At 69.9% G+C, this 26461-nt stretch carries 27 protein-coding genes; 8 read left to right on the top strand and 19 right to left on the bottom strand.

From position 1 onward, the window contains the following. Positions 1 to 64: 64 nt before the first annotated feature. Positions 65 to 910, bottom strand: a complete 846-nt coding sequence (locus C9J49_RS11885; RefSeq protein ID WP_107182175.1) for a universal stress protein — start codon at positions 908 to 910, stop codon at positions 65 to 67. A gap of 99 nt (positions 911 to 1009) precedes the next feature. Continuing rightward, positions 1010 to 1831 carry a bifunctional hydroxymethylpyrimidine kinase/phosphomethylpyrimidine kinase gene (gene thiD / locus C9J49_RS11880; protein WP_035595052.1) on the bottom strand — a complete coding sequence of 274 codons (822 nt, stop codon included), beginning with the start codon at positions 1829 to 1831 and terminating at the stop codon, positions 1010 to 1012. A 62-nt stretch (positions 1832 to 1893) separates the two neighbouring features. Between thiD and C9J49_RS11875 the strand changes: the two genes are divergently transcribed. Continuing rightward, positions 1894 to 2325: a YqaA family protein gene (locus C9J49_RS11875; RefSeq protein WP_046078796.1), complete on the top strand. Its 432-nt coding sequence runs from the start codon at positions 1894 to 1896 to the stop codon at positions 2323 to 2325. Between the two features lie 299 nt (positions 2326 to 2624). Here C9J49_RS11875 and C9J49_RS11870 read toward each other — a convergent pair whose 3' ends face one another. The 6 genes from C9J49_RS11870 to C9J49_RS11845 form a co-directional block, all read right to left on the bottom strand. Next, a complete protein-coding gene (locus C9J49_RS11870) occupies positions 2625 to 3728 on the bottom strand; it encodes a TRAP transporter substrate-binding protein (protein ID WP_107182174.1) in 1104 nt (367 codons plus the stop codon). 180 nt (positions 3729 to 3908) lie between these two features. Then, positions 3909 to 5312, bottom strand: coding sequence for a TRAP transporter large permease subunit (locus C9J49_RS11865; RefSeq protein WP_046078794.1), 1404 nt, complete (start codon positions 5310 to 5312; stop codon positions 3909 to 3911). After that, complete coding sequence (locus tag C9J49_RS11860) at positions 5312 to 5872, bottom strand: TRAP transporter small permease subunit (protein WP_035595067.1); 561 nt, start codon at positions 5870 to 5872, stop codon at positions 5312 to 5314. Before C9J49_RS11860 ends, C9J49_RS11865 begins: the two co-directional genes overlap by 1 nt. A gap of 142 nt (positions 5873 to 6014) precedes the next feature. Beyond that, complete coding sequence (locus tag C9J49_RS11855; protein WP_107182173.1) at positions 6015 to 6821, bottom strand: endonuclease/exonuclease/phosphatase family protein; 807 nt, start codon at positions 6819 to 6821, stop codon at positions 6015 to 6017. A 1-nt stretch (position 6822) separates the two neighbouring features. Continuing rightward, positions 6823 to 7452, bottom strand: a complete 630-nt coding sequence (locus C9J49_RS11850; RefSeq protein ID WP_035595074.1) for a thiol:disulfide interchange protein DsbA/DsbL — start codon at positions 7450 to 7452, stop codon at positions 6823 to 6825. Between the two features lie 123 nt (positions 7453 to 7575). Next, entirely contained in the window at positions 7576 to 8196 is a 621-nt protein-coding gene (locus tag C9J49_RS11845) for a cytochrome c (protein ID WP_046078793.1), read from the bottom strand. Between the two features lie 178 nt (positions 8197 to 8374). Here C9J49_RS11845 and yihA point away from each other — a divergent pair, with 178 nt between their 5' ends. Further along, positions 8375 to 8989, top strand: coding sequence for a ribosome biogenesis GTP-binding protein YihA/YsxC (gene yihA / locus C9J49_RS11840; protein ID WP_046078792.1), 615 nt, complete (start codon positions 8375 to 8377; stop codon positions 8987 to 8989). Between the two features lie 195 nt (positions 8990 to 9184). Here yihA and C9J49_RS11835 read toward each other — a convergent pair whose 3' ends face one another. Genes C9J49_RS11835 through argH form a run of 7 tightly spaced genes read right to left on the bottom strand, consistent with a single transcriptional unit; the run spans position 9185 to position 15398 of the window. Continuing rightward, entirely contained in the window at positions 9185 to 9970 is a 786-nt protein-coding gene (locus tag C9J49_RS11835) for an HAD family hydrolase (RefSeq protein WP_107182172.1), read from the bottom strand. Beyond that, positions 9967 to 10887 (bottom strand): tyrosine recombinase XerC, encoded by a 921-nt coding sequence (locus tag C9J49_RS11830; RefSeq protein ID WP_107182171.1) that lies wholly within the window; start codon positions 10885 to 10887, stop codon positions 9967 to 9969. The genes C9J49_RS11835 and C9J49_RS11830 overlap by 4 nt, the downstream gene beginning before the upstream one ends. Continuing rightward, entirely contained in the window at positions 10880 to 11599 is a 720-nt protein-coding gene (locus C9J49_RS11825; protein ID WP_107182170.1) for a DUF484 family protein, read from the bottom strand. Before C9J49_RS11825 ends, C9J49_RS11830 begins: the two co-directional genes overlap by 8 nt. 43 nt (positions 11600 to 11642) lie before the next feature. After that, positions 11643 to 12476, bottom strand: coding sequence for a diaminopimelate epimerase (gene dapF, locus C9J49_RS11820; protein ID WP_046079329.1), 834 nt, complete (start codon positions 12474 to 12476; stop codon positions 11643 to 11645). After that, positions 12476 to 13756 (bottom strand): diaminopimelate decarboxylase, encoded by a 1281-nt coding sequence (gene lysA / locus C9J49_RS11815; protein ID WP_107182169.1) that lies wholly within the window; start codon positions 13754 to 13756, stop codon positions 12476 to 12478. Before lysA ends, dapF begins: the two co-directional genes overlap by 1 nt. After that, complete coding sequence (locus C9J49_RS11810; protein WP_046079331.1) at positions 13756 to 13962, bottom strand: lipoprotein; 207 nt, start codon at positions 13960 to 13962, stop codon at positions 13756 to 13758. Before C9J49_RS11810 ends, lysA begins: the two co-directional genes overlap by 1 nt. Then, positions 13962 to 15398: an argininosuccinate lyase gene (gene argH, locus C9J49_RS11805; protein ID WP_107182168.1), complete on the bottom strand. Its 1437-nt coding sequence runs from the start codon at positions 15396 to 15398 to the stop codon at positions 13962 to 13964. Before argH ends, C9J49_RS11810 begins: the two co-directional genes overlap by 1 nt. A gap of 302 nt (positions 15399 to 15700) precedes the next feature. Here argH and hemC point away from each other — a divergent pair, with 302 nt between their 5' ends. From hemC to C9J49_RS11785, 4 genes are read left to right on the top strand one after another with little or no spacing between them, the layout of a single operon-like run. Then, entirely contained in the window at positions 15701 to 16633 is a 933-nt protein-coding gene (hemC, locus tag C9J49_RS11800) for a hydroxymethylbilane synthase (protein ID WP_375700492.1), read from the top strand. Beyond that, positions 16633 to 17421 carry a uroporphyrinogen-III synthase gene (locus tag C9J49_RS11795; protein WP_046079334.1) on the top strand — a complete coding sequence of 263 codons (789 nt, stop codon included), beginning with the start codon at positions 16633 to 16635 and terminating at the stop codon, positions 17419 to 17421. Before hemC ends, C9J49_RS11795 begins: the two co-directional genes overlap by 1 nt. A 6-nt stretch (positions 17422 to 17427) precedes the next feature. Continuing rightward, positions 17428 to 18852, top strand: coding sequence for a uroporphyrinogen-III C-methyltransferase (locus C9J49_RS11790; RefSeq protein WP_046079335.1), 1425 nt, complete (start codon positions 17428 to 17430; stop codon positions 18850 to 18852). Then, complete coding sequence (locus tag C9J49_RS11785; protein ID WP_035599865.1) at positions 18849 to 20105, top strand: heme biosynthesis HemY N-terminal domain-containing protein; 1257 nt, start codon at positions 18849 to 18851, stop codon at positions 20103 to 20105. The genes C9J49_RS11790 and C9J49_RS11785 overlap by 4 nt, the downstream gene beginning before the upstream one ends. A 163-nt stretch (positions 20106 to 20268) precedes the next feature. Here C9J49_RS11785 and ybiO read toward each other — a convergent pair whose 3' ends face one another. Next, positions 20269 to 22566, bottom strand: a complete 2298-nt coding sequence (gene ybiO / locus C9J49_RS11780) for a mechanosensitive channel protein (RefSeq protein ID WP_107182167.1) — start codon at positions 22564 to 22566, stop codon at positions 20269 to 20271. A gap of 273 nt (positions 22567 to 22839) precedes the next feature. Between ybiO and crcB the strand changes: the two genes are divergently transcribed. Beyond that, positions 22840 to 23226: a fluoride efflux transporter CrcB gene (crcB, locus tag C9J49_RS11775; protein WP_046079337.1), complete on the top strand. Its 387-nt coding sequence runs from the start codon at positions 22840 to 22842 to the stop codon at positions 23224 to 23226. After that, complete coding sequence (locus tag C9J49_RS11770) at positions 23223 to 23612, top strand: CrcB family protein (protein ID WP_107182166.1); 390 nt, start codon at positions 23223 to 23225, stop codon at positions 23610 to 23612. The genes crcB and C9J49_RS11770 overlap by 4 nt, the downstream gene beginning before the upstream one ends. Positions 23613 to 23730: 118 nt before the next feature. On the opposite strand, the gene pgi is transcribed toward C9J49_RS11770, so the two are convergent. From pgi to C9J49_RS11755, 3 genes are all read right to left on the bottom strand, one after another. Beyond that, a complete protein-coding gene (gene pgi, locus C9J49_RS11765) occupies positions 23731 to 25398 on the bottom strand; it encodes a glucose-6-phosphate isomerase (protein ID WP_107182165.1) in 1668 nt (555 codons plus the stop codon). Between the two features lie 48 nt (positions 25399 to 25446). After that, complete coding sequence (locus tag C9J49_RS11760; protein ID WP_107182164.1) at positions 25447 to 25923, bottom strand: methylglyoxal synthase; 477 nt, start codon at positions 25921 to 25923, stop codon at positions 25447 to 25449. After that, positions 25916 to 26461: pyruvate kinase (locus C9J49_RS11755; protein ID WP_258394048.1), on the bottom strand; the 546-nt coding region annotated here is incomplete at its 5' end. The genes C9J49_RS11760 and C9J49_RS11755, both read right to left, overlap by 8 nt.

Genomic DNA, 26461 nt, shown 5'->3' with positions numbered 1-26461 from the left:
CGCTCATACCGACACCGCTTTTCTGTAATGGTTCTGTATAACTATGGCCCTTCGCGTGAGGCCGTTACCAGCTGCGGCACAGCATGACGTCACAGTGCGGCTCGGCCAGGAGTCGCTCGGTGATCTGGCTCTGGCGGCCGAGCTGGCCGCGGCTGCCCAGCGCCAGCAGCTGGGGCGGCTGGCGGCGCAGGCGAGTCAGCAGCACGTCCAGCGGGTCGCCCTGTTCGAGCTCCAGCTCCACCTCGGGCACGCGCTCCAATTCGCCCATCAGCTGCTCGGTCTCCTGCTCCAGGTGGCGGCGCAGCGTGGCGACCTCACGGTCGCGCCAGCGGGCGTAGTCGCTCGACGAGCCCAGCTCCCGCTCGCCGGGGATGTTCCAGGCGTGCAGCAGGGTCAGCCGGCTCTCGGGGAAGCGCTTGAGGGTCTCGCGCAGGGTGCGGCGGCAGGTCAGCGAGAAGTCGACCGGCACCAGGATGTCCTGCCACGACTGGGTGGCGGGGTGGCTCACCGAGAGCACCGGACAGGGCGCGCCGCGTAGCACTCGGGCCAGGGTGGTGCCGGTGACCAGGTCCGGCTGGCCGCGCTTGCGGTGGGCGCCGAGGATGATCATGTCGGCCTCGCGCTCGTGGGCCTCGCGGATGATCTCGGCGTAGGGCGCGCCGGCCACGGTCTGGATCAGGTTGGCCGGCTCGGCGAGGGCGTAGTCCTCGCGGATGTCGGTGAGGGTGGCGGCGATGTCCGCCACCACGGCTTCCTCGAGGTCGTGCAGGACCCGCCGGGGCAGGTAGGGGTCGAGCACGTGGACGACGTCGAGCCGGGCGCCGGTCTCGTTCGCCAGCCGGATGGCGCGGGCGAAGGCGGCGCGGTTCTCGGCGGAGAGATCGCAGGCGAACAGCAGGGTGCGGGACATGGCACAACCCTCGTACGGCCGGAAGATGACCGTTTCAGGATGGGTGGCTGCCGCCGCCCCTGCAAGCTGGGTTTTTCGGTACTGCCCGGTTGCGCCTCGTTACCACAGGGCGTGGAAGTGATGCACCGGCCCGCGGCCCTGGCCCACCGTCAGCTGCGGGCTGGCATCGAGGGCGGCATGCAGCCAGCGCTTGGCCTCGCCGATGGCGCCGACGATGGCGTCGCCGTCGGCGCCGGGCGGGAGATGCGCGAGCTGCGCGGCGATGGCCGAGGACAGCGCACAGCCGGTGCCGTGCAGGTTCTCGGTGGCGATGCGCGGCGCCGGCAGCCACTGGCTGCGTTCGGGCGTGGCCAGCAGGTCGGGGCAGGTCGCGCCGCTCAGGTGGCCGCCCTTGAGCAGCACGTAGGGCGCCTCGAGGGCCTGCAGGGCGGGCAGCATGGCCTCCATGGCGTCCGGGCTGCGCGGCGTCTCGGCGTCGAGCAGCACCGCGGCCTCGGGCAGGTTGGGCGTGATGACATCGGCCAGCGGCACCAGCACGTCGCGCACCGCGGCGATGCCGGCGGCGTCGACCAGGATGTCGCCGCTCTTGGCCACCATCACCGGGTCGAGTACGATCCAGCGCGGGCGGCGGCGGCCGAGCACCTCGGCCAGTGTCTCGGCCACGGCTCGGTCGGCGACCATGCCGATCTTCACCGCGTCGATGCGCACGTCGTCGAGCAGGTTCTCGAGCTGCTCGCCGATCACCGTCGCCGGCACCGGGTGGACGGCGGCCACGCCCCGGGTGTTCTGGGCGATCACCGCGGTGATGACGTTGGTGGCGTAGGTGCCCAGCGCCGAGAGCGTCTTGAGGTCGCCCTGCAGGCCCGCGCCGCCGGAGGGGTCGGAGCCGGCGATGGTAAGCGTATGGGGAATGGAGGACATCGTATGTCGTCTCGTGGCGTGAATCCGGCGCCTAGCATACGCCAGCGGCCGGGCAGGCGGCCATGCTGAGCCTCTTTATGATCGCCCTGGCCAGTGCCACCCTGCTGCCGGGCGGCTCCGAGGCATGGCTGGCCCGGCAGTGGTGCCAGGGCGGGGCGCTGCCGGCGCTGTGGGCGGCGGCAACCGCGGGCAACGTGCTGGGCAGCCTGATCAACGTGGCGCTGGGCCGCTATGCCCGGCACTTTCAGGATCGCCGCTGGTTCCCGGTTTCGCCGCGGGGCCTGGCGCGGGCGGAGCGCGGCTACCGGCGCTTCGGCGAGGCCAGCCTGCTGCTCTCGTGGGCGCCGGTGATCGGCGATCCGCTGACCGTGCTGGCAGGCATCTTCCGACTGCCCTGGTGGCGGGCCACGCTGTGGATCCTGGTCGCCAAGGGCGGGCGCTATGCGCTGGTGCTGGCGATGGCCGAGGCCTGGCTGGCGTCCTACTGCGGATAGTCTGGACCCTTCAAACGCAGCAGGGCCGCCCGAAGGCCGCCCTGCTGGGAAGAGGTGTCATCAGGACGGGCGCCGGGGACAGGTTGTAGAGGGGGTTTTTGCCATGGGTGAGGCGAGCCTCGCCGAACGGGCTGGCCACGGATGGCCAGCACCGGTCTTGCAAGCGAAGCAGGATGCGAGAGCGTCGCAGGGCAAAAGTTAGCGCCCATGGACGGGTTTACAGCGCCCCTCGCAGACCTGTCGCCGGATCAGCCCGTCTGATGCGCCCGGTCGCCGTGATGGTGACCGGGCCGGCGGCCTTACTCCGCGCTGGTGGTGTCGCCTTCCGGGTTGCGGGCGTTGTAGTAGGCCTGCTCGGAGATGGTGTGGTAGTTCTCCACCTTCTCCTGGAAGGCACGGTAGGACTCGTAGATCTTGCCGGCCATCTCGCTGGACTCGGCCAGCTCGGCGACCACGTCCGCGGAGTGCTCCTTGGCCTGGGCCAGCACGTCGTCCGGCAGACGGCGAAGCTCGACGTCGTGCTCGTTGATCAGCGTCTCCAGGGCGTCGTTGTTGCGGGCGGTGTACTCGTCCAGCACGTCGGCGTTCACGTCGCGGATGGCGGTGCGCAGGATCGCCTGGAGATCATCCGGCAGCGATGCCATGGCCTCGTCGTTGACGATCGCCTCGAACATCACGGTCGGCTCGTGCCAGCCCGGATAGTAGTAGTAGTCCGCGGCCTGGTGGAGGCCGAAGGCCAGGTCGTTGTAGGGGCCGATCCACTCGGTGGCATCGATGGCGCCGGACTGCAGCGAGGTGAAGATCTCGCCGCCGGGCATGTTGACGATCGCCACGCCCATGCGGTTCATGACCTCGCCGCCCAGGCCCGGCATGCGCATCTTCAGGCCGTCGAGATCGTCGACCGAGTTGATCTCCTCGTTGTACCAGCCGCCCATTTGCACGCCGGAGGCACCGGCGGCCATGACGTCGACCCCGAACGGCTCGTAGAGCTCGTTCCACAGCTCCAGGCCGCCGCCGTAGTGCAGCCAGGCGTTCATCTCCTGGGCGTTCATGCCGAACGGCACGGCGGCGAAGAACTGGGCCGCCGGCGCCTTGCCCTTCCAGTAGTAGGAGGCGGAGTGGCCCAGCTCGGCGGTACCCTCGGACACGGCGTCGAAGACCTCGAAACCCGGCACCAGCTGGCCGGCGCCGAACACCTCGATGGTCAGCCGGCCGTCGGACATCTGGTCGACCAGCTCGGCGAGGCGCTCGGGGCCCTGGCCGACGCCGGGGAAGTTCTTCGGCCAGGAGGTCACCATCTTCCACTCGAAGGTCTCCTGGGCCTGAGCCTGGGCTCCGACGAGCAGTAGGCCGGTGGCGGCACCGGCGAGGGTAATGGCGTTGGCGAGTGACGTGCGTTGCATGCTTGCTCCCTAGATCTGTTGTGGCGTTGTTGAACCGGGGATTCCGGCAGGGCAGGGCTTGCACAAGGCTCGGCCGGGCCGAGCCGTCGTGGGAAGGACGGTGAGTCGCTTCCGACACTGTAGTCGTCGGCGCCCGCGTCTCGTCCACGGGGCGCCAACGCTGCGCTGGGGCCGGTGCCGCTAGAACTGCTGCGGCAACCAGGTGGCCAGCTGCGGGAAGAACGACAGCGCGATGAGCATCGCCAGCTGCAGGGCGATGAACGGCATCACGCCGCGGTAGATGGCCGAGGTCGGCACCGAATCCGGGGCCACCCCGCGCAGGTAGAACAGCGCGAAGCCGAACGGCGGCGTCAGGAACGAGGTCTGCAGGTTGATGGCGATCATGATGCCCAGCCACACCGGGTCGAGGCCCATGGCCAGCAGGATCGGGCCGACGATCGGCACCACCACGAAGGTGATCTCGATGAAGTCGAGGATGAAGCCGAGCAGGAAGATCACCAGCATCACGATGATGGTGGCGCCGACCACGCCGCCGGGCATGCTCTCGAACAGGTGGGTGACCAGCTCCTCGCCGCCGTAGGCGCGGAACACCAGCGAGAACAGCGCCGCGCCGATCAGGATCAGGAACACCATGGTGGTGACGTCCACGGTGGAGCGCAGCACCTCCTTGAGGGTGGCCATGTCCAGGCGGCGATAGGCCAGGGCCAGCACCAGCGCGCCGAAGGCGCCAACCGCGGAGGCCTCGGTGGGCGTGGCGAAACCGCCGAGGATCGAGCCCAGCACCACCACGATCAGCACGATCGGCGGCACCAGCCCCTTGAGCAGCAGCAGGCCGAGGCCGCCCTGGTGGCCGAGCTCCTCCATCAGGTCGCGGCGATCGACGGCCGGGGCGGAGGCGGGCTTGATCCAGGCGGTCACGGCGACGTAGACGATATACAGCCCCACCAGGATCAGGCCGGGCACCAGCGCGCCCATGAACAGGTCACCCACCGAGACGGTCTTGGGACTGAAGATGCCCATCGACAGCTGGGCCTGCTGGTAGGCGGAGGACAGCACGTCGCCCAGCAGCACCAGGGCGATGGAAGGCGGGATGATCTGGCCCAGGGTGCCGGTGGCGCAGATGGTGCCGGTGGCCAGCGGCATGCTGTAGCCGCGCTTGAGCATGGTCGGCAGCGACATCAGGCCCATGGTGACCACGGTGGCGCCGACGATGCCGGTGGAGGCGGCCAGCAGCATGCCGACCACGGTCACCGAGATGCCGAGGCCGCCGCGCAGCGAGCCGAACAGCAACGCCATGGCCTCGAGCAGCGTCTCCGCGACCCGGGATTTCTCCAGCAGCACCCCCATCAGCACGAACAGCGGCACCGCCAGCAGCGTCTGGTTGCTCATGATGCCGTAGAGGCGGTTGGGGAAGGCGGCCAGGTAGCCGCCGTCGAAGTTGGCGTCGACGCCCAGCGCCTCGAGGCCGAAGCCCAGGCCGGCGAAGGCCAGGGCGGTGCCGGCCAGCGACAGGGCGACCGGGTAGCCGAACATCAGGACGGTGCAGATCACGGCGAACAGCACCAGTGGCATGAACTCCAGCATCACAGGTGCTCCTCGTGGTGGTCGGGGACGTCGGCCTCGGGATCGATGCGGCCGATCAGGATCAGCAGGTTACGCGAGGCCTCGACCAGGCCCTGCAGGATCATCAGCCCGGCGAACACCGGGATCAGGGTCTTGAGCAGGAAGATGCCGGGGATGCCGCCGGTGTCCGGCGAGGTCTCGAGGATCGCCCAGGACTTGCTGACGTAGCCCAGGCTGGACAGGATCACGAAGGTCATGAAGGGCAGCAGCAGGAACAGCGTGCCCAGCAGATCGACCAGCGCCTTGCGCTTCGCCGTCATGGCCCGATAGAAGATGTCCACCCGTACGTGGCCGCCGTGGCGCAGAGTGTAGCCGGCGGCCAGCATGAACACCGTGGCGTGCATGTACATCACCGATTCCTGCATGGGGATGCTGTTGATGCTGAAGGCATAGCGCAGCACCACGATCAGGAACTGGACCAGCATCATCAGCAGGATCAGCCAGGACAGGCCGCGGCCGAGCCACTCGGAGAAGCGGTCGAGCCGGGCCAGGAGGCTCGGGAGCTCGTGGGTGGAAGGCATGGGCGATCGCTCGAGGTTGCAAGGATGTCGAGATATTAGCGCCGTGCGTTGAAACGGCCCAGCCGACTATACGGGAATTGGTCAACGCCTGTCAGAAGGCCGGGTGGGACATTGGTCTTACCCCTGTCCCGATGCCGGGGCGCTAGGCGCGGCCCAGGCTGGTGCGGCAGGCGTCGGGCAGCTGGATCTCGATCGCCACCGGCAGGTGGTCGGAGAACAGGTGCTCCAGCACCTCGACCCGGTCGGCCTCCAGGGAGTCGGAGAGCAGGATGTGATCCAGGGCGCGGCGGGGCTGCCAGGAGGGATAGCTCAGCGGTGGGCGCACCGGATGCAGCGGCAGGGCCTCGCGGAAGCGCGAATGGGCGTGGATCTGGTCCGGCGTGCAGTTGAGGTCGCCCATCACCACCACGTGGCGCAGGGGCTGGATCAGCTCGCTGAGGTAGTCGAGCTGGCGCACGCGGCCGCGATGGCTCAGTGCCAGGTGGGCGACGAACACGTGCAGGGCGTCGGGGCCGTCGCCGAAGCGGGCGTGGATGGCGCCGCGGCCGGGCAGGGTGCCGGGCAGGCGGTGCTCCTCGATGCGCGCCGGGGTCAGCTTCGACAGCAGGCCGTTGCTGTGCTGGGCCACGCGACCCAGGTTGCGGTTCAGCTGCTGGTAGTGGTGGGGGAAGCCGGCGTGGCTGGCCAGGTATTCGACCTGATTGACGTGGCCGGAACGGAAGCTGCCGCCGTCCACCTCCTGCAGGCCGACGATGTCGAAGCCGCCGAGCACCTCGCCCATGGCGTCGAGGCGCTCGCCGCGGCGGGGGTGGGGCAGCAGGTGCTGCCAGCCCCGGGTCAGGTAGTGATGGTAGGCCGAGGTCTGGATGCCCACCTGCAGGTTGAAGGTCAGCAGCTTCAGGGGCTTCCCCTGCAGGGCCAGGCCCCTGTCCTCGGCCGGATGGGTCATGTTATTCGGCCCGCTCCTCGCGCACCTGGTCGACCAGGGCGCCGGCGATCTGCGGCATGTTGTCGAGGCTGCCGGCGGTGCTCGGGCTGACCACGAAGCGGCCGTCGACGATCAGCGCCGGCACGCCCATCAGCTTCATGCTGCGCATCCGCGCATGGGCGCGGTTGACCTGGGACTTCACGCCGAAGGCGTCCAGGGCGTCGAGGGCCTCGTCCTCGCTGACCCCGTACTGGCTGAAGAAGGCCGCGATGTCCTCGCTGTCGGTCAGCTGGGCGCCCTGCTCGTGGATGGCGTCGAAGAAATCGCTGTGCATCTGCTGCTGAATGCCCAGCTGCTGCGCCGCATAGAAGGCGGTGGCGTGGCGGTTCCAGGCGCCGCCCATGGTGGCCGGCATGCGCTGGAACTCGACGTCCTCGGGCAGTTCGTCGACCCAGGCGTTGAGGCTGTCTTCCAGGGCGTAACAGTGCGGGCAGCCGTACCAGAAGGCCTCGGTGACCTCGATCTTGCCGTCGGCGACCTGGGTCTGGACCGGCTCGTCGAGCACGGTGTAGTCCTGGCCGGCGACCGGCGCGGCGGAGGCGAAAGTGGACAGGCCGAGGCCGGCCACGGCGACCATCAGTGACTTGAGCATTCGGGGAGTCTCTCCTTGATATGACGTGTGCCTGGCGCCGTCGTTCGAGAACGGCGTTCGCGACCTTGGAGTCGCCGCCGGGCCAGGGGTTCCCTGGCGCCGGCGGTCTCGACGCGGCCAGGCTCAGTGCAGCCCGTGCACGTAGTTGGCGACCGCCTCCATGTCGCGCTCGCTCATCTTGGCCGCGATGTCGCGCATGATAGCGCTTGGATCGTTGGCGCGCTCGCCGGCGGCGAAGGCCTGCAGGGTGGTGACGACATAGTCGCGCTGCTGGCCCGAGAGGGCCGGGTAGCCGGCGCTGCCGATGCCCGCGCCGGTCGGGGTGTGGCAGGCCGCGCAGGCCGGCAGGCCTTTCTCCATGTCGCCGGCGCGGTACAGCTCGCGGCCGCGCTCGACCAGGGCGGGATCGGGGTCGGCCTGGCCCAGCGCCGGCTCCATGCCGGCATAGTAGGCGGCCACGTCCCAGGCGTCCTGATCGGAGAAACCGTCCACCTGGCCAACCATCTGCGGCACCTGGCGGTTGCCATCGCGGATGTCCATGATCTGCTTGGCCAGATAGGAGGCCTGCTGGCCTGCCAGGTTGGGAAAGGCCGGGGTGATGCCGATACCGTCCTGGCCGTGGCAGGCGGCGCAGGCCGCGGCCTTGTCGCGACCCGCGGCGGCGTCGGCGTCGGCCAGGGACGCGGCATGGGTGGCGCCGGAGGCGCCCAGGGTAATGGCCAGGCTTGCCAGAAGCTTTCTCATCGCGAATCCACACTGCCGTTTTGGAGTGGAGCGGGCGGGGTCGCCTGTCGCTGGCGTTGGGTGCACGGTGTATACTGCCGCCCCCGGCCGCAGACAAAATCGACTGCAGTATAAAAGGAACACCGGAATCGCGGAAATGCAACCCGCGACGCCCTTGATCGACGTCAGGAACCCCGCCATGTCGCGCCTCAATTATCAGGCAGCCAGCTTCATCACCAGTGCGCCGACGCTGGCGAAATGTCCCGCCGATGCCGGGGCCGAGGTCGCCTTCGCCGGCCGTTCCAACGCCGGCAAGTCCAGCGCCATCAACGCCCTGACGCGCCAGAAGGCGCTGGCGCGCACCTCCAAGACCCCGGGCCGTACTCAGCTGATCAATTTCTTCTCGCTGGACGAGGGCGACGAGCATCGCCTGGTCGACCTGCCGGGCTACGGCTATGCCAAGGTCCCCGAGCAGGTGAAGCTGGAGTGGCAGCGTCACCTCTCCGATTACCTGCGCCGGCGTGCCTCGCTGCGGGGGCTGGTGCTGCTGATGGACGTGCGCCATCCGCTCACCGAGTTCGACCAGACCCTGCTCGGCTGGGCCGACGAGGCCGACATGCCGGTGCATATCCTGCTGACCAAGGCCGACAAGCTGAAGCGTGGCGCGGCCAAGAACGCCCTGCAGCAGGTGCGCTCGCGGCTGCGCGAGTGGGAGGATCTGGTGACCGTGCAGCTGTTCTCGTCGCTCAAGAAGGACGGCATCGAGGAGGTGCATCAGCGCCTCGACGACTGGCTCTTGGCCGAACCCCGGTAAAAACGGACTGCGCTTGGCCAGGCGGCGTTAACCGCCGCCTTAGAATGCTCATTGACTGCTCGTAAACTCCGCTTCTGCGGCGTCGGTTGCCTTGACCCACAGGGAGGTGGGAAATGCGTATGTCCGCCGGGAGCGGACATAGCCCTGGCCGTCACTCGCCGCGTTTTTCCTCGGGGTTCCCATTTCCCGCGCGGATCACGCTCGCCCCAGCCTCTCCAGCAGCGCCGGCAGCTCGCGGATATGCGAGAGCCGGTGCACGCCGGCGGGCATCGCCTCGCCGTGGGGCGTGTCGCCGGCGATCCAGGCCGCCTGCATGCCCAGCCGCACCGCCGGCAGGATGTCCTCCTGCCAGGAATCGCCGATATGCATCGCCCGCTCGGGTGTGGTGCCGAGCTTGGCCAGCGTCATCAGGAAGCAGCGCGGGTCCGGCTTGGGCGCGTGCATCTCGCCGGCGGCGATCGAGACCTCGAAGTGGCGCGACAGCTCGAGCCGGTGGAAGGCCAGGTTGCCGTTGGTGATCGAGGCCAGCCGGTAGCGGCTGCGCAGGTCCTCGAGCATCGGCTCCACCTCCGGATAGGGCGAGACGCGCAGGCGCAGGTGATGGAAGTGTTCCATGGCCGCCAGCGCCCACATCCAGGCCGCCGAGCGCGGCAGGCCGAATTCCTCCAGCAGTGCACACAGCGCCTGCTCGCGAATCCAGGTGAAGTCGCCACGCCGCAGCGGATGGCGCTCAGCCAGCTCGCGCCGGCGGCGCTGGTAGGCCTCGATCGGCATGCGCTCACTGAAGCGGCCCAGTTGATGCTCGCCGTGTTCGGCGAGCCAGGCGGCGAGAGACTCGTCGAGCCAGGCGTAGTGGCCGTCCTCGGTGAGGGTCATCACGCCCTGGTTGTCCCACAGGGTGTCGTCGAGATCGAAGGTCAGGGCCTGTAGCGGGCGCTGGCCGGGGTGGTGGCCGGGGTGGTGGAGAGGGCGTCGGGTCATGGGGAAGTGTCGCTGTCGTCGGGGCGGCGTCGCGCCCGGGGGTGTGCCGCGTCGTACCCGGTGGCCAGATGCTGCCAGTCCAGCCGGGTGTAGACCTGAGTGGTAGACAGGTGGGCATGGCCCAGGAGTTCCTGGACCGCGCGCAGGTCCTGGCTGGATTCGAGCAGGTGGCTGGCGAAGGAGTGGCGCAGGCGGTGCGGATGCAGGTGTTCGTCGAGGCCGCGCCGGCGGGCCAGCTGGGCCAGGCGCTGCTGGATCGCCCGATGGCCGAGGCGACGGCCGCGGGCGCCGACGAACAGCGCGCTCTCGCCGTCGCCCGCCAGGGCGCCGCGCCCGCTTAGCCAGGCGTCCAGGGCCTGGCGGGCGCGTCCGCCCACCGGCACCTGACGCGGCTTGCCGCCCTTGCCCAGCACCCGCACCCGCTGGGGCTGAAGGTCGCTCAGGTCCAGCGCCGCCAGTTCGGCCAGGCGTAGCCCGCTGGAGTAGAACAGCTCGAGCATGGCCTGGTCACGCACCGCCAGCGGCGAGCCGTCGTGGGGCGTGTCGAGGAAGCGCGCGAGGGCGTCCACGTCCACCGGGCGCGGCAGGTCCTTGGGCGCCTTGGGCGTGCGCACCAGTTCCGTCGGGTTGTGGGCCAGCCGGCCGTCGCGGCGCAGCCATTCGGCGAAGCGCGCCACGGCGGCACGGCGGCGGGCCAGGCTGCGCGGTGCCAGGCCGCGGGCCCGCTCGCCGCCGAGGAAGCGCCGCATCAGGGCCACGTCCAGCGCGCCGCCGTCGTCCACGCCCTGGGCGTCGAGGAAGTCGGTCAGCGCCGCCAGGTCCTGCCGGTAGGCGCTCACCGTGGCCGGGCTCGCGGTGCGGGCGAGCTCGGCGAGACAGGCCGCGACCTGACGCGCCAGCAGGGTGTCGTCAGCCATGGCGGGCGGGTGCCAGCTGCACCAGCAGGCGGGCGACCACGTCACCGACGTACTCGGTGAACAGGGTGTCCATGCTGGCGCGGAAGTGGTCCGGGTCGGGGCTGGCCAGCACCAGGTAGCCCATGGGCTCGCCCAGGGTCAGGCGCGCCAGGGCGCAGGAGCCGGCCTGTTCGGGCGCCGGCGCATGGGGCAGCAGGCGCTTCCAGTCGCCGGGCGTGAGCCGTACACAGCGGCTGGTGCGGCCGTCGAGCAGCGCATTGAGGCGCCGGGTCGCGTGATCGTCGAGCACCTGGCGGGGGGCCTGGGGCGGGGTCGGCTCGTCGTCGGTGAGCGAGGCCGGGCACCACAGCGCCAGCGCCGGGGTCTGGAAGCGTTCGCTGAACTGGGTCGCCAGCGCCTGACCGAGGGCGTCGCCGTCCTCGGCCTCGAGCAGCGCCAGCACCAGCTCGCGGGTGCGCCGGTACTGGGCCTCGTTGTGGCGGGCCGACTCGAGCAGCTGCTCGAGCCGGTCTTCGGCCTGCTCGGCGCGGCCGCGCAGGTCGTGCACCAGGCGTTCCAGCAGGGAGGTGGCGCCCCGGGCCTCGGGATGCGGCACCCGGAGCTGCTGCAGCAGGCCCTCGCGGCCGACGAAGAAGTCCGGATGGCGGGCCAGCCACTGGGCGACGACGTCGGGGTCCAGGGTCTTGCGCGGCTCGGGGGCGGCTTGGCTCATGGGCGATCTCTCCTCTGCGTTGGGCGCGCGGTGTTGTCGGTCTTTATGCCAGGGGCACGCGTCCCTCGAAGACCCGCGTGGCGGGTCCGGTCATGGTCAGGTGGGCGTCGTCGCCGGACCAGGCGATCTCCAGGTCGCCGCCGGGCAGGTGCACGGTGACCGGGCTCTCGAGCCAGCCCAGGCGGATGCCGGTGGCCACCGCGGCGCAGGCGCCGGTGCCGCAGGCCAGGGTCTCGCCGCTGCCGCGCTCGTACACCCTCAGCCTGATGTCATGCGGCGACACGACCTGCATGAAGCCGGCGTTGACCCGTTTCGGGAAGCGCGGGTGATGCTCGATGAGCGGGCCCAGGCGCTCCACCGGGGCGCCGTCGACGTCGTCCACCCGCAGCACCGCGTGAGGATTGCCCATTGATACCACGCCGACCTCGAGGGTCTCGCCCTCGACGGTGAGCGCGTGTCGCGGGCGATCCTCGTCGGCCTCGAAGGGCAGCGCCTCGGGGGTGAAGCGCGGGGTGCCCATGTCGACGCGCACCCGCTCGTCCTCCTCGACCACCAGGGTCAGGGGGCCGCCGGCGGTCTCGACGCGGATCTCGTGCTTGTGGGTCAGGCGCTGGTCACGCACGAAGCGGGCGAAGCAGCGGGCACCGTTGCCGCAGTTCTCCACCTCGCTGCCGTCGGCGTTGTAGATCCGGTAGCGGAAGTCCATGTCGGGGTCGCGCGGCGGCTCGACCACCAGCAGCTGGTCGAAGCCGATGCCGAAGCGGCGGTCGGCCAGGGCGCGGATCTGTTCGTCGCGCAGCCGCGCCCGCTGGCTGATCAGGTCGACCACCATGAAGTCGTTGCCCAGCCCGTGCATCTTGGTGAACTGCAGCAGCATCAAGGCGTCTCCGCGCTGTCGTCCGGCAGCACCGCTTCGCCGGCCCACAGGTCCTCGAGCCGCTCGCGGCGGCGCACCAGGTGGGCGCGATCGCCGTCGACCATGACCTCGGCCGGGCGCGGGCGGCTGTTGTAGTTGGAGGCCATGACGAAGCCGTAGGCGCCGGCGGAGCGCACCGCCAGCAGGTCGCCCGGGGCGATGGCCAGCTCGCGGTCCTTGCCGAGGAAGTCGCCGGTCTCGCACACCGGGCCGACCACGTCGTAGGTGTCGCTGGCGCGCTCGCCGGTGGTGTCGACCGCCAGGATCGCCTGCCAGGCCTGGTACAGCGAGGGCCGGATCAGGTCGTTCATGGCCGCGTCGACGATGGCGAAGTTCTTGGTCTCGCCGGGCTTGAGGAACTCGACGCGGGTCAGCAGCACGCCGGCATTGGCGGCGATCGAGCGGCCCGGCTCGAACAGCAGGGTCAGGCGCTCGCTGCCCGGCCAGCACGACAGCCGCTCGAGCAGCGCGGAGGCGTAGTCGAACGGCTGCGGCGGGCGCTCGTCCTGGTAGGTCACGCCGAGGCCGCCTCCAAGGTCCAGATGCTCGATCTCGATGCCGTCCTCGCGCAGCTTCTCGAGCAGCACCAGCAGGCGGTCGAGGGCGTCGAGGAAGGGCGTGGTGTCGGTGAGCTGGGAGCCGATGTGGCAGTCCAGCCCGGCCACCCGGACGTGTTCCATGGCGGCGGCCTGGCGGTAGACCTCGTAGGCCTCGTCCACCGGGATGCCGAACTTGTTGTCCTTGAGCCCGGTGGAGATGTAGGGGTGGGTGCCGGCGTCGACGTCGGGATTGACCCGCAGCGAGACCGGGGCGACCTTGTCCATGCCCCGAGCCACGGCCTCGAGGCGCTCAAGCTCGGCCCGCGACTCGACGTTGAAGCACTTGATGCCCACCGACAGCGCGCGCTCGAGCTCGTTCTCCTCCTTGGCCACGCCGGAGAACACGATCCTGGCCGGATCGCCGCCGGCCACCAGCACCCGCTCCAGCTCGCCCACCGAGACGATGTCGAAACCGGCACCGAGCCGCGCCAGCAGGTTGAGCACCGCCAGGTTGGAGTTGGCCTTCACCGCGTAGCAGATCAGGTGCGGGTGGCTGCCCAGGGCCTCGGTGTAGGCGCGGAAGTGACGCGCCAGGGTGGCCTTGGAATAGACGTAGCAGGGCGTGCCGAATTCCTCGGCCAGGCGCGGCAGGGCCACGTCTTCCGCGTGGAGCACGCCGTCGCGATATTCGAAATGGTCCATCAGTCTTCCTCGGCGCTGCGTGTGTCGTCGGCGTTGGCGTCGTCGCCCTGGGCATCGTCGTTGCCCTGGGCGTCGTCCTGCGGGTCATTCTGGGGCGCGTAGCGCTCCGCGGCGGCCTCGTCGCCGGGCAGGTAGAGCGGGCCCTTCTGGCCGCAGCCGGCCAGCAGGGCGAGCGTCAGCAGGGCGAGGGGGGCGAGGCGGCGCATCAGCCCTCGCCTCCCGGGGTGTCGGCAGCGGTCAGCGCGGCCAGGGCCTCGCGGGCCCGCTGGGCGGCGGCGCGTACCTGGTCCGGGGCGGTGCCGCCGATGTGATTGCGGGCGGCCACCGAGCCCTCGAGGGTCAGCACCTCAAACACGTCCTGCTCGATGACGTCGGAGAACTGGCGCAGCTCCTCGAGGCTCATGTCGGAGAGGTCCTTGCCCTCGCGCAGCCCGTAGGCCACGGACTGGCCGACGATCTCGTGGGCGTCGCGGAAGGCCACGCCGCGGCACACCAGGTAGTCCGCCAGGTCGGTGGCGGTGGAGAAGCCCTTGCGCGCGGCCTCGCGCATGCTGTCGGCCTTGGCCTCGATGGCCGGCACCATGTCGGCGAACGCCTTGAGGCAGTCCTGCACGGTGGTCACGGCGTCGAACAGCGGCTCCTTGTCCTCCTGGTTATCCTTGTTGTAGGCCAGCGGCTGGGACTTCATCAGCGTCAGCATGCCCATCAGGTGGCCGTAGACGCGGCCGGTCTTGCCGCGCACCAGCTCGGGCACGTCCGGGTTCTTCTTCTGCGGCATGATCGAGGAGCCGGTGCAGAAGCGGTCGGGCAGGTCGATGAAGTCGAACTGGGCGCTGGTCCACAGCACCAGTTCCTCGCTCATGCGCGACAGGTGCATCAGCAGGGTGCTGGCGAAGGCGGTGAACTCGATGGCGAAGTCGCGGTCGCTGACGGCGTCGAGGCTGTTCTCGGCGGGGCGGTCGAAGCCCAGCAGCTCGGCGGTCACGTGGCGGTCGATCGGGTAGGTGGTGCCGGCCAGGGCGGCGGCGCCCAGCGGCAGCACGTTGACCCGCTTGCGGCAGTCGAGCAGGCGTTCGTGGTCGCGGGCGAGCATCTCCTGCCAGGCCAGCAGATGGTGGCCGAAGGTCACCGGCTGCGCGGTCTGCAGGTGGGTGAAGCCGGGCATGATGGTGTCGGCCTCGCGGTCGGCCAGCGCGATCAGCCCCTGGCGCAGGCGGGCGAGTTCGGCGGCCACGGTATCGATCTCGTCGCGCAGGAACAGGCGGATGTCGGTGGCCACCTGATCGTTGCGCGAACGGCCGGTGTGCAGCTTCTTGCCGGTGATGCCGATCTTGTCGGTGAGCCGCGCCTCGATGTTCATGTGCACGTCCTCGAGGTCCACCGACCACTCGAAGGTGCCGGCCTCGATCTCCGCCTGGACCTCGTCGAGGCCTGCCAGGATGGCGTCGCGCTCGTCCTCGGTGAGCACCCCGACCCGTGCCAGCATGGTGGCGTGGGCGCGCGAGCCCTGGATGTCGTTGTGGGCCAGACGCTGGTCGAAGCCGACCGAGGCGGTGAAGCGGGCGACGAAGGCGTCGGTGGGCTCGCTGAAGCGGCCGCCCCAGGACTGGTTGGTGCTATCGTTCGTCGGGGTTTGGCTCATCGGGCTGGCATCCTGCATGACGGTAAGAGGGAGGCGGCGAGCGGCGGGCCGTGCCGGCTTGACATGGCGGAAAGTGTACCAGAGTCCGCGGGTCAGGCGAGGGGGCCGGGCGCTTCCCCGGCCGTCGCCCCGGCGCCCCGCGCATGCCTGGCGGCGACGATCGGAAGGCGGTCCTGGCGGGGCGGCGATTTTCCTGGCCTGCCGGGTCCTTTATGATGAAGTGATATCAGAGATCACCGGGCGCCCGCGCGATGGGAGGCGCCGGCGCTATGAACCGGGACGGAGAGAAGCCTGTGCAAGCCATGACAACGTTGCGTATCGCCACCCGCAAGAGCCAGCTGGCCCTGTGGCAGGCCGAATACGTCCGTGACCGCCTGATGGCGACGCACCCCGAGCTCAAGGTGGAGCTGGTGCCGATGTCCACCCGCGGCGACAAGATCCTCGACACGCCGCTGGCCAAGGTCGGCGGCAAGGGGCTGTTCGTCAAGGAACTCGAGGAGGCGATGCTCGACGGCCGCGCCGACATCGCGGTGCATTCCATGAAGGACGTGCCGATGCATTTCCCCGAGAGCCTGGGGCTGTCGGTGATCCTCGAGGGCGCCGAGCCCACCGACGCCTTCGTCTCCAACCACTACGCTTCCCTGGACGAGCTGCCCGAGGGTGCGCGCATCGGCACTTCCAGCCTGCGCCGCGGCCTGCAGATGCGCGAGGCGCGCCCCGACCTCGAGGTGCTGAGCCTGCGCGGCAACGTCCAGACCCGCCTCGGCAAGCTCGATGACGGCGAGTTCGACGCCATCCTGCTGGCCACCTCCGGGCTCAAGCGCCTGGGGCTCGGCGACCGCATCACCATGGAGCTGCCGCCGGAGGTCTGCCTGCCGGCCTGCGGCCAGGGCGCGCTGGGCATCGAGTGCCGCATGCACGACGCCGAGCTGATCTCGCTGCTGGCGCCGCTGGACGATCCGGCCACCGCCACCCGAGTGCGCGCCGAGCGCGCCATGAACACCCGCCTCGAGGGCGGCTGCCAGGTGCCGATCGGCGGCCATGCGGTGTTCGAGGACGACGGCCAGACCCTGTGGCTGCGCGCCCTGGTCGGCAACCCCGAGGGCACCGAGGTGCTGCGCGCCGAGGGCCGCGGCTCGATCCACGAGCCCGAGGCGCTCGGCATCCGCGTCGCCGAGGAGTTGCTCGAGATGGGCGCCGGCGACATCCTCGCCGAGGTCTACGGCGCCGGCTGATGGCGAGCGCGCCGGTGCTGATCTGTCGCCCCGGCCCCCGGGCCGCGGCGCTGGCCGAGGCCATCGCCTCGCGGGGCTTCGCCGTCGAGCACGGCGAGGCCATGGCCCTGGAGGCTCTGCCGGAAACCGCCGAGCAGCGGGCCGCCTGGCTGGACTTCGATCAGTTCCGGCGGGTGGTGGTGGTCAGTCCCTTCGCCGCCGAATGCCTGGCCGAGGCGCTGGACCGCTACTGGCCGCAGCTGCCGGTGGGCATCGACTACTATGCCGTGGGCGCGGCCACCGCCGAGGTGCTGCACCGCGAGCTGGGCGTGCGCGTGCATGTGCCGCCGGCCGGCGGCGGCGATACCAGCGAGGCGCTGCTCGGCCTGGGGTCGCTCGCGCGACTCGACGAGCAGAAGGTGCTGCTGGCGGCGGGCGAGGGCGGCCGGGCGCTGCTCGGCGAGACGCTCGCCGAAAGGGGGGGGCGACTGACCCGGCTGGCGCTCTATCGCCGCCGCCTGCTCGACCCCGACGCGGCGTTCGCCGGCCGGCTCGCCACGGGCGACTATCGCGCCCTGGTGGTGACCAGCGGAGAAATCCTCGAACATCTGGCAAGATGGTGCTCGCGCGCCGCCTTGCACCAACCGCTAATCGTGTCCAGTACCCGGTTGGCTACACTGGCCGGCACGCTGGGGTTTCGTCGCCCCGTGGTGGCGGCGGGAGCCACGCCCGCCACGCTGGCGAAGGCCGTGGCCGAGGCAGACCCGGAGAGGGCCGATGTCGATCATGACGATCTCGAAAAGGGCTAGCGACAGATGAGCAAGCAACAAAACGATCAGGACGAACAACAGACGCCCTCCGGCGCCGGGAATGGCGCCGACTCGTCGCCCCAGGTCGAGGCCGAGGCGAACCCGAGCAGCGGCACTTCCTCACGCCGGTCCCGGCGTCGTGGCAAGGGCGGCGGCGCGGCCAAGGGCAGCGAGTCGAACGGCGACAAGGCATCTTCTCAGCAGGCGTCCGCCAAGCCCGACGCGTCCGGTGGAAGCAAGGCCGATGCCGCCGCGCCGGCCAAGGACACCGCCTCCGCCGGCAAGAGCGGCGGGGCTTCCTCTTCAGGCAGTGCGAAGACGGGCGCGGCAAGCAGGCCGGCGTCGGGCAAGTCCGGCGGCAACGGCGGCGCGGCCAAGGCCGCCGGCGGGAGTGACGGCTCCGGCAAGGGCGGCGGCAAGGCCGGCGCCGTGGCGCTGGGCCTGGTGATCCTGCTCGGCGCCGGCGGCGCCTACTTCGGCTGGCAGGTCTGGCAGCGCCTCGACGCCCAGCGCCAGGACCTGGCCGCGCTGCCCGAGCAGCCCGCGACCCAGGGCGCGCTGGATGACCTGGCCTCGCGGCTGGAGAACGGCCAGAGCGAGCGCGATGCCGCCATCAGCGACCTGCGCAGCGAGTTCTCCGACTACCGCGGCAGCGTCGACGACGCCCTCGACCGGGTGCTCGAGGAGCTGGCCAGCGAACAGCAGACCGACGAGCGCGACTGGCTCCACGCCGAGGCCGCCTATCTGCTGCGCCTGGCCAACCAGCGCCTGCAGCTCGAGCGTGACGTCGAGGGTGCCATGGCGCTGCTGCGCACCGCCGATGCCCGGCTGCGCGAGGCGGACAACCCGGCGCTGCTGCCGGTGCGCCGCGAGATCGCCTCCGAGCTGGCCGCGCTGGAGGCCGTGCCCCGGGTCGACCGCACCGGCCTCTACCTGGCGCTCAACGCCCAGCAGGAGCGGATCGCCGGGCTGCCGCTGGCCCAGGACATCGAGGAGATCGCCGCCAACTCCACCATCGAGGAGGCGCCGAGCGGCGGCTGGCAGCAGCAGCTCTCGCGCTTCGGCGAGGAGCTCAAGGACCTGGTCACCGTGCGCCAGCATGGCGAGGCGATGGAAGCGCTGATCACGCCGGAGCAGGAGTCCTACCTGCGCCAGAGCGTGCGGCTGATCCTCGAGCAGGCCCAGCTGGCACTGCTCAAGGAAGAGCAGGAACTCTACGACGCCAGCCTCGACAAGGCGTTGACCCTGATCGACGGCTACTACGATACCGACGACGAGGGCGTGCAGGCGGTCCTGAACCAGCTCGAGGCGCTCCAGGGTCGCACCATCCGCCCCGAGCTGCCGGACATCAGTGCCTCCCAGCAGGCGCTGGCCGAGTTCGTCGATCGTCGCTTCGAGGCTAGCGGCAACGGCCAGGGAGGCGCGTCATGAGAAAGCTGATCCTGCTCATCGTCGTCGGGCTCGCGGTGGGGGCCCTGTTCGGCCAGCTGATGATGTCGGTGCCCGGCTACTGGCTGGTGCGGGTCGGCGACACCTCCTACCAGACCTCCTTCTGGTTCGGCCTGGTGCTGCTGCTGGCCGCCTTCATCGTGCTGCACTTCGCGCTGCGCCTGCTGATGCGCCTGTCGCGGCCGGTGTCGCGCTTCAAGGTGTGGAACAGCCGCTCACGCAACCGCACCGCCATGAAGCGCACCGTGCGCGGCCTGGTGGCGCTGGCCGAGGGCCGCTGGAAGCGCGCCGAGAAGTCGCTGGTCAAGGCCGCGGACGATTCCAGCACGCCGCTGGTCAATTACCTCTCCGCGGCGCTGGCGGCCCACTACCAGGGCCGCTACGAGCAGGCCGACACCCTGCTCAAGCGCGCTCACCTCAGCACCGAGGGCGCCGACACCGCGGTGGGCATGATGCAGGCCCAGCTGATGCTGGATCGCCAGCAGTACGAGGAGGCGCTGGCCATCCTCACCCGCCTGGACCGCCATCTGCCCAATCACCCGCAGGTGCTCAAGCAGCTCAAGCAGGCCTACATCAGCCTCAGCGACTGGGACGGCCTGCGCCGCCTGATGCCGCGGCTGGGGGCCCAGCAGCTGATCTCGCCGGAGGAGCGCGATCAGCTCGAACTGCAGGCCTACCGCGAGCTGATCGGCCGCGAGGCGCGTCAGCCGGGCGATATCGAGCGCGTCCGCAACCTGTGGGCCGACATGCCCGAGCCGCTGCGCAACAACGTCGAGCTGATCGTGCTCTACGCCGAGGCGCTGGTGCGCGGCAACGAGCAGGGCATCGCCGAGCGCCTGCTGCGCCACTCGCTCAAGGAGCAGTGGGACAGCCGCCTGGTGCTGCGCTACGGCCTGCTCGAGGTGGACGCCGCCCGCCAGCTGGTGGTGGCCGAGAAGTGGCTGCAGGAGCGGCCCAATGATCCTGACCTGCTGCTGACCCTGGGGCGCCTGTCGCTGCGCAACGCCTACTGGGGCAAGGCCCAGGAGTACTTCGAGGCCAGCCAGCGTCAGCGTCCGAGCGGGGTGGTGTGCGCCGAGCTGGCGCGGCTCTACGCCAACCTGGGCGAGCATAACAAGAGCCAGCTCTACTACCGCCAGAGCGTCGAGATGCTCGACAAGTCGCTGCCCTCGCTGCCTCAGCCCACCGAGCCCGAGGACACCCTGGCGCGCAACGGTAGCCGCCAGGCCTCCTGAGCGAGGTGCCACCCGCCGGCCGGTGTCGGCGGGGCAGGCAACAATAGAGCAGGAAACGAAAGAAGGGGCTGCCGATCGGCAGCCCCTTCTTCGTGGTGCGTTCTGCAACCTGTAACAGAGCGCGGGTAGGGCCCGGGCGGCGTCCGTGGACGCCGCCCGGGGATCACTCCGTGTCGTCCTGGTTGTGGACCTCCTGGGAGGCGCCGGTATCGGCCGGGCCGAAGTGGGCGTCGTGCTGACGCTCCTCGGGCTTGGCGACCTGCTTGTCGAGGATGCGCAGGTTGGCCGGCGGCGCGCTGCCGTCCTTGTTCTCCCCGAAGTAGAGCGTGGTGTGCGGGAAGGGGATCTCGATGCCGGCGGCGTCGAAGTGCAGCTTGACCAGCCGGTTGTAGGCGCGGCCCACGGCCCACTGGTCGCCCGGGGTGGTCATCAGGCGCACGCGGATGTTCACCGAGCTGTCGGCCAGCGCGATCACCCCGGCCACTTCCAGCGGCTCGAGCAGGCAGGGCTTGATGTCCTCGTCGTTGGACAGGTCGTCGAAGGCATCGCGCAGCGCCTGGATCGCCTCGTCGATGTTCTCGCGGTAGGCGATGCCGTACTCGCCGACGTGGTAGGCGAAGTCGCGCATGTAGTTGGAGACGGTGTCGACGCTGGAGAAGGGCACCACGTGATAGGTGCCGGAGAGGTCGCGGATGCCCACCGAGCGGATGCTCAGCTTCTCGGCCACCCCGGTGATGCCGCCCACCGTGATCACGTCGCCGGTGTTCATGGCGTTCTCGATCTGGATGAAGACGCCGGTGATGATGTCCTGCACCAGCTTCTGGGCGCCGAAGCCGATGGCCAGGCCCAGCACCCCGGCGCCGGCGATCAGCGGCCCGATGTTGATGCCGATCTCGGACAGCACGATCATCGCCGTCAGCGTGACCAGGGCGATGGCCAGGGCGTTGCGGAACAGCGCCAGCAGCGTCTGGGCGCGGGCCGAGGGCACGCCGCCGGTCTCGGGGTTCAGCTTGTGCTCGATCAGGCTGGCCAGCCCCAGCCAGGCGGCGGCGGCCACCAGCAGAATCACGAACACGCTGAGCAGCTTGCCGAGCAGGCTGCGGCCCGCCTCGGAGGCGTACCAGGCGGCGAGATCGAAGGCGCCCCAGGCATTCAGCACCAGCATCACCACTGCGACCAGGATCACCGCGCGTATCACCCGCAGGGCGGTGGGCACGTAGCTGTTGAGGCGCGCCTCGAGCAGCGGCAGCTTGCGGCGTAGCTCGTCGCTGAGCCGGATGCGGCGGCCGATGGTCTGGGTCAGGAAGGAGGAGATCAGCATCCCCGCCAGCACGGTCACCAGCGTCTTGAGCGTCGCCAGCATGACGAAGGGCAGGGCGGTCTCCGGCTTGGTCAGGGTCAGCACCAGCACCACCGTGAAGTAGGCGAGGGCGAACAGGTGCCAGGTGCGGGCGAACAGCTGCAGCGAGACCCGGCTGGCGGTCATGGTGGTCTGGCCGGCCTTGTGGTTCAGCGCCTGGCGCAGATTCTGGCGATTGCGTATCACCACGGCCACGGCGTAGACGTAGGCGCCGAGCATGATCAGGGTGCCCACGGCGCTGCCCAGCGACGGCGACAGGTAGGCGTTGACCAGCGGCACCACCACCATCAGCCCGTAGCCGGCCAGGCCGATCAGCCGGGCGATCCAGCGGTTCCAGTAGCGGGCGCTGTCGGCGCCGATGGGCAGCAGCCGCAGCCCCTCGTAGTGCGAGGCGAACAGCATCCGCACCGCGGCCTTGAGCAGCTCGATGACCAGGAAGGCGTTGAGGAACAGCGAGGCGCGGGTCGACAGCTCGCCGCTCTCGCCCACCGCGAAGGTCGCCACCAGGTTGCCGCCGACGTAGGCCAGCGCCACCACCAGGGCGTCGATCAGCGCCGCCACCGCAACGCAGATCACCAGCCGCAGCAGCGGCTGCAGGCCCTGGCCGTTCAGCGACCACTGGCTGAGCCGAGTGAAGAATGGCCGGGCGAGGCGGCGGATGGCGAGGAACAGCACGAAGGTCGCCAGGATTACCAGGCCCAGGTTGATGGCGGCGCTGGTGACGGCGCTCATGTCGAAGCCGCCGTCATCGACCAGGTTGCCGCCGAACAGGCCGGCCAGGGTATCGACCGCGCCGCCGATCTGGCCGCCTAGCTCATCGACGATGTGGCTGGTGGCGTCGGCCAGCTGGCGGGGCAGCGAGGGCTCGCTGGCGACGTCCTGGGCCGCCTCGGTGGCGGCCTCGGCCGGCGCCTGGGCCTGGGCGCGCAGCTGGTCGATCAGCTGCTGACGGGTCTCGGGGTTCTCCAGCAGGCTGGCCAGGGTGGCGTTGGCCGCCTGCTGGCCCTCGGGCGACTGCGCCTGCAGCGGGCCCGAGACCAGCAGCAGGCAGGCCAGCAGCCAGCCGCTGATCAGATAGAGGGTTCGTCTGGGGAGCGTCACGCGATGGGCCTCCTTGTCGTGGCGTGGGTGTGAAGCATGGCAATAGTCGGCATCTTCCCAGTCTGGGGGAAAGGCGTCGAGTCTCGGCGGTATTACAATGGTGTACGAGAGTTGTACATATGTCGAATATTGTGTCACCTTGGTCTTCAAGCCTGAACGGCGACGTTTCCTGCAAGCAAGCATGACGTTGCGCCATCCCTCCCCGGGGTGGCGTTTTTTGTGGTGCCTTCTCGGCTCGGCTAGCATGGTCGCGAATTCACGCGGAGACGCACCATGAGCGTCGGTATCCTGGGGCTGGGCCTGGTGGCGATGGGAGGCGCGCTGGGCGGCATGGCCCGTCTGGCGGTGGGCGAGCTGGCGGCACGCTGGCTGGGGCGCGGTTTCCCCTGGGGCACCCTGGCGGTGAACGTGCTGGGCTGTCTGGCGATCGGCGCCCTGGCGCCGGCGCTGGGCTGGCCGATGACGGCATCGCCCGCCTGGTCGCTGCTGGCGGTCGGCGGGCTGGGCGGCTTCACCACGGTGTCGTCCTTCAGCCTGCAGACCCTGACCCTGTGGCAGGAAGGGCGCCCCGGCCCGGCCGCGGTCAACGTGCTGGTCACCCTGATCGCGGGCGTGGCCGCTGCGGCGCTGGGCTGGTGGCTGGCCGGAGGCGGCGCATGACGGGCTGGCGGAGCTATCTGGCGGTAGGGCTCGGCAGTGGTCTGGGGGCGCTGGCGCGCCATCTGGTGGGGCTCGGCGTGATGCAGGCGCTGGGCAGCGCCTTCCTGTGGGGGACGCTGGCGGTCAACCTGATCGGCTCCTGGCTGATCGCCGCCTTCGCCGCCCGGGCGGCCCGCCGCCTCACCGGCCATGCTGCCCGCTGGCAGCCCTTCCTGGTGGCCGGCTTCTGCGGCGGTTTCACCACCTTCTCGCTGTTCGGCCTGGAGACGCTCTATCTGCTGGAGACGTCGCGCCCCGGGCTGGCGCTGGCCTATGGCGTCGGCAGCGTGCCGCTGTGGCTGGGCGCCGCCTGGTGGGGGCAGCGGGTCGGGCGCGGCGCTTTATAGGCGCCCGCCCCCCGCGTCTGAGGTTATAGGCGCCCGAAGCAACGCCTCAGGTCACCGGCGTTCGCCCCATGTCTGAGGATCATAAGCGCCCGAAGCCCTGCTTCGGTTCATCGCGGCATCAGCTCGAGGCCTTGTTGCGCTTGGGTTTCGGTTCCGGCTTGGCCTTGGGGGCCTCGCCGGCGTCGGCCTGGCGCTTCTGGCTCGGGAAGTGCTCGCGCACCAGGGTCAGCAGGCCCTGGGTGGAGCCGTCGAAGTCCTGGCTGTGCTCGTCGATGCGCTCGCTGATCTCGCCGGCGATGCGCTTGCCCAGCTGCACGCCCCACTGGTCGAAGGAGTTGATGTTCCAGATCACCCCCTGGACGAAGACCTTGTGCTCGTACAGGGCGATCAGCGCGCCGAGGTTCTTCGGCGTCAGCTCGTCGAGCAGCAGGGTGCTGGAGGGGCGGTTGCCCGGGCAGCTGTAGGGGTCCAGGTCGCTGCCCTTCTGGCTGCCCTCCATGAAGGCGTTGGCCTGGGCCAGCATGTTGGTCAGCAGCGCGAAGTGGTGGTCCTCCATGCCGGGCTCGGGCTTGAGCGAGGCGATGAAGTCGATCGGCACGTAGCGGGTGCCCTGGTGCAGCAGCTGGAAGAAGGCGTGCTGGCCGTTGGAGCCGGTCTGGCCCCAGACGATCGGCCCGGTCTTGTAGTCGACCGGATGCCCGAAGATGTCCACCGACTTGCCGTTGGACTCCATGTCGAGCTGCTGCAGGAAGGACGGCAGCTGATGCAGCGCCTGATCGTAGGGCACGATGGCGTGGGTCTCGGCGCCGGCGAAGTTGATGTACCAGATCCCGATCAGCGCCATCAGCACCGGCATGTTGGCGTCGTGGGGCGCGTTCAGGAAGTGCTGGTCCATCTCGTAGGCGCCTTCGAGCATCTCCATGAAGCCCTCGAAGCCCACGGCCAGGGCGATCGGCAGGCCGATCGACGACCACATGGAGTAGCGCCCGCCGACCCAGGCCCAGAATTCGAAGACGTTCTCCTCGCGGATGCCGAACGCCATCGCCGCCTTGCGGTTGGTGGAGGCGGCGACGAAGTGCGCGCCCACGTCGGCGTCCTCGCCGGCGTGCTCCAGGAACCAGCGCCGCGCGGTCTTGGCGTTGAGCAGCGTCTCCTGGGTGGAGAAGGTCTTGGTGGAGACGATGAACAGCGTGGTGGCCGGATCGAGACCGCTGAGCACCTTCTGGATGTGGGCGCCGTCGACGTTGGAGACGAAGTGGAAGTTGAGCTCCGGGTGGCGGTACTTGAGCAGCGCGCGGCAGGCCATGTTGGGGCCCAGGTCGGAGCCGCCGATGCCGATGTTGACCACGTCCTTGATGCGCTCGCCGCTGTAGCCCTTCCACTCGCCGCTGCGTACCGCCTCGGAGAAGCGCTGGATCTGCTCGCGGGTGCGCTGGATCTCCGGCATCACGTCCTGGCCGTCGACCATCAGCGGCCCTTCGCCGACGTTGCGCAGCGCGGTGTGCAGCACCGGACGGTCCTCGGTGACGTTGATGATGTCGCCGGAGAACATCTGGGCGCGGCGCTGGACCAGCGCCGAGTGATCGACCAGCTCGAGCAGCTTCTCCAGCACCGCCTCGGAGATATGGTGCTTGGAGTAGTCGAGGAACAGGCCGCCGACGCGCAGGCTCATCTTGTCGAAGCGCTGCGGATCGGCGGTGAAGTAGTCGGCGATGCGATCATGGGCTGTGTCGGCATGCAGACGCTTCAGGGCCTGCCAGGTGACGCTGCGGGTGAGCTGAAACATGCAAGGTGTCCTCGTTATGGTCGTTCTCGTGTCGCTTCTTGGCGGCGATTAGTCGGTGCGCGCGGAGATCCAGCCGCCGGCATCGGGGATGTCGATCTCGACGTCGCGGTCGAGCGAGGGCGAGCTGAGCAGGAAGTCCGCACTGGCCGGGTTGCAGGCCACCGGCACGTTCCACAGCGCGGCCAGGCGCAGCAGCGCCTTGACGTCCGGATCGTGCGGCTGGGGCGCGAAGGGGTCCCAGAAGAATACCAGCAGGTCGAGGCCCTGTTCGGCGATGCGCGCGCCGATCTGCTGATCCCCGCCCAGCGGCCCGCTCATCAGCGGCTCGATCTCGAGCCCCAGCTGCCGGGCCAGCCGTGTCGCGGTGGTGCCGGTGCCGACCAGTTCGTGGCGGGCCAGGGTGTCCTGCCAGCGCTTGGCCCAGGCCAGCATCTCCGGCTTCTTGCCGTCGTGGGCGATCAGCGCGATGCGCTTGCGGGCCGGCAGGGTGCGGCGGATGTCCCGCCGCGGGCGTGTCTCATTCATGCTGGGCTTCCACCTCGAGAATCCTCAGGGTATTGGTGCCGCCGTGGGCGTTCATGTGATCGCCGCGGGTGAGGATCACGTGATCCCCCTGGGCGGCGATGCCCTGAGCCACCACCCGGGCCAGGGCCTGGTCGTTGAGCTCGTCGGCCGACATCTCGCTGGTGTCGAAGGGCAGCGAGATCACCCCACGATACAGCGCCATGCGCCGCTGGGCGACGGGGCTGTGCGCCAGCCCGACGATCGGCAGCCCGGAGCGGATGCGCGAGGCGATCAGCGGCGTATAGCCGGTCGAGGTCATGCAGGCGATGGCGGCCACGCCTTCCAGGTGGTTGGCGGCATACATCGCCGACAGGGCGATGGTCTCGTCGATCTGCGAGAAGCCCTCGTGGATGCGGTGGCCGGAGGACTGGGCGATTCGCTCGCGCTCGGCGCCCAGGCACACCCGGGCCATGGCCTCCACGGTCTCCACCGGGAAGTCGCCGGCGGCGGTCTCGGCGGAGAGCATCACCGCGTCGGTGGCGTCGAGCACGGCGTTGGC

Source organism: Halomonas sp. SL1 (genome assembly GCF_003030865.2).
Lineage (GTDB): Bacteria > Pseudomonadota > Gammaproteobacteria > Pseudomonadales > Halomonadaceae > Halomonas > Halomonas halophila.
This window is presented reverse-complemented; position numbering and strand designations above follow the sequence as displayed.